The sequence below is a fragment of the bacterium genome (genome assembly GCA_021158245.1).
Classification (GTDB): domain Bacteria; phylum Zhuqueibacterota; class QNDG01; order QNDG01; family QNDG01; genus QNDG01.
On sequence record JAGGVB010000117.1, the window covers coordinates 1 to 2553 of the forward strand.

Consider the following 2553-nt stretch of genomic DNA (forward strand, 5'->3'; position numbering starts at 1 on the left):
AGATTCGCATGAGCGTTTGACTGAGAAAATTCGGGTGTTTAGATCCAGAATTTCACATTCGGAATTCGGGTGGAATGCAGGCTGCATTCCACGTACGGAAAGCATTTTAATATAACTATGGAATATTCTGCTTCTTAGTGAAATTTCAGAGGAAAGTTCGCTTTCTATTTGTTCCAAATTCAGTTTTTCTCTATTTATTGACCGTGCTCTTCCGGTAAGTTCTACGCCCTGCTCATAGTTCCTGGATCCAAGAAGGCTGTGAATGTATACTGCTGGTATTCCAGGCAGTACAAGGGGTATTGACTGAGATGCAAGGAATTTTTTTGCAATAGTTTCATCGGAGTCGTTTTGTTGAGCAACAGCATCAACATATGAAATGTTGAGCTCGTATGGAATTTTTTTTCTGCCTTCTGTCTTGTAAGATACTCTTCCGTGGTTTTCCCTGACATGTTCTATTAATTGTTCAATTTCATTATCATTAATATAACCTTTAAGCGGCAGCAGCCCTATACCGTCATGGGATGCGGTAAAATTAAGAAAAGTTGTTTCATCAGAAGAAAATTTAAGTGTATGTGCCCATTTTGTCAGAATTGTCGAGTCCTGTTTAAGGAGTGTGTAAAGTGTCAGTGGAGGAAGCGTAAAGTTGTAAATTATATGTGCTTCATCGTGTCCGCTGCCGAAGTATGATATATTCTGTTTGTGAGGAACATTTGTTTCCGTAAGAATGATACACTCCCTTTGTGCCGCTTCTGTTATAAGGCGAAAAAGTTTAACTAAAAGATGAACCTGCCTTTGATGAATGCACGCTGTTCCTTTTTCCTTCCACAGATAAGCAATAGCATCAAGCCTTACCATGGAAGCTCCCTTTTGGATGTAGAAAAGAAAGACATCAATCATTTTAATAAGCACATTAATACTTTTATAATTCAAATCTATCTGATCTTCACTGAAAGTCGTCCATAAAAAAACTTTTGAACCGTCCTTTTTGATAAATGGGGTTAAAAGCGGCAATGCTCTCGGCCTGGCTACCATTGAGAGGTCTTCATCAGGATCCATTTCTATTGCGAGATGTTCAAATTCCTTTTCTCCTGCAAGATATTTTTTGAACCACGTACTTTTTGCAGAAATATGGTTAAGCACAAGGTCGAACATGAGTTTTGTATTTTTGCCGAGATTTTCAATGTCTCTCCATGAACCGAGCTGAGGATTTACCTCTTTGTAATCAATTATGGAAAAGCCGTCATCTGAAGAGAAAGGAAAAAACGGAAGAATGTGAATAAAAGATACAACCTGTTTAAGCTTGTCATTATAGAAATGGAGCAGAGTTTTAAGAGGTTTCTCTCCATATTTGAAGATAGAATCACCGTAAGTTATAAGAAGTATGTCTTTTTCGGAAAAAAGAGCTCCAGTGTTGTTGTTTGTTTTTTTGTATTTTTCGGAAAGTTGAATAATTTTTTCAAAAGCTGTCTCAGCATCTGTACGGGAATAGAGCTCTGTCAGTATTTCCCTGATTTTTTCTCTGATTTCAGATTGAGATAAAGAAGAATATTTTTTTAAATCTCGCTGTTTTGTGAGATCAGCCATATTAATTGCCTGTTTTTTGAATAACTAACAATTTACAGAAGAAAAACATAAATCTGTTGTTTCCGGAAAGTGCTGTTATTTAAAGTCTTTCCATGAACAAACAGTAATGAATTCGTAATCAAACCATTCACTATTTGTGTAGTGTGCAGGTGTGGTCATTTCCACATCGGTCCGTTCGAATTTTTCAATTTCAGCAGGAGACCATTTTTCCGGATTTAGTTTATCAAACAATCGATTAAAACCGTAATAACCTTCGTTCTCCATTTCTTTGCGCAGTTTTTCCTGGATTGTCCTTACTGCTGTAGAACAAACTTTAAAATTTTTTGCTGATTCAAATACTGATATCTTTTTTTGATGAGGATACCCGAGTATTTTGTTTATCATAATATCTACAAGGTCGCCGATATCGTATTTGGTGCCAATAAAATGAGAAGCAGTATCAACCATTATTTTTAATTGGTGGTCTGTGTATCGCTGTTTTGTAAAACGCATTACTTTGAATTTTTGTTTTGTCTGATATTCAAGTGTTTCCCACCTCGCTACAGGATATGTCATGGAGAAAACCTTGTCATCCGAGAAGTAGAGAACCGTATGAGTCGGCCTGTAATCGGAGTCTTCGCCGAACAGTTCTTTTTGATAAGTGCGAATACCTCTCAGGCCTATGAATTTAAAAGGGCTTCGTATGGTGGAACTTTCATCAAGAGATATAACGTCACCCGGTTTGATTATTTTACTTACTATTTCATTAGTATTCATAGAGTCTGATTCTTCACTAATAAATTATTTGTATCTGCCAGCGGTGTCTATCTTTTTAACTAAAATAGATTATTCCGGTTCCCGGTAAAAATCAGGGCAAAGTGAATGAAATATTTGTGTCTATTAACCGGCGCTGTGAACCTGATCTGTTCCGATTAATATAAATAGATATATAATCCGATGGTCTCTTGTCAGTTACTAATTTCAAATATA

2 protein-coding genes are annotated in these 2553 nt (G+C 36.4%); both read right to left on the reverse strand.

What is annotated here, in order from left to right:
* A partial coding sequence (locus J7K93_06705) for a sugar phosphorylase (protein MCD6116685.1) occupies window positions 1-1584 on the reverse strand: 1584 nt, incomplete at its 3' end.
* A gap of 75 nt (window positions 1585-1659) precedes the next feature.
* Window positions 1660-2340 (reverse strand): hypothetical protein, encoded by a 681-nt coding sequence (locus J7K93_06710; protein ID MCD6116686.1) that lies wholly within the window; start codon window positions 2338-2340, stop codon window positions 1660-1662.
* Window positions 2341-2553 lie beyond the last annotated feature (213 nt).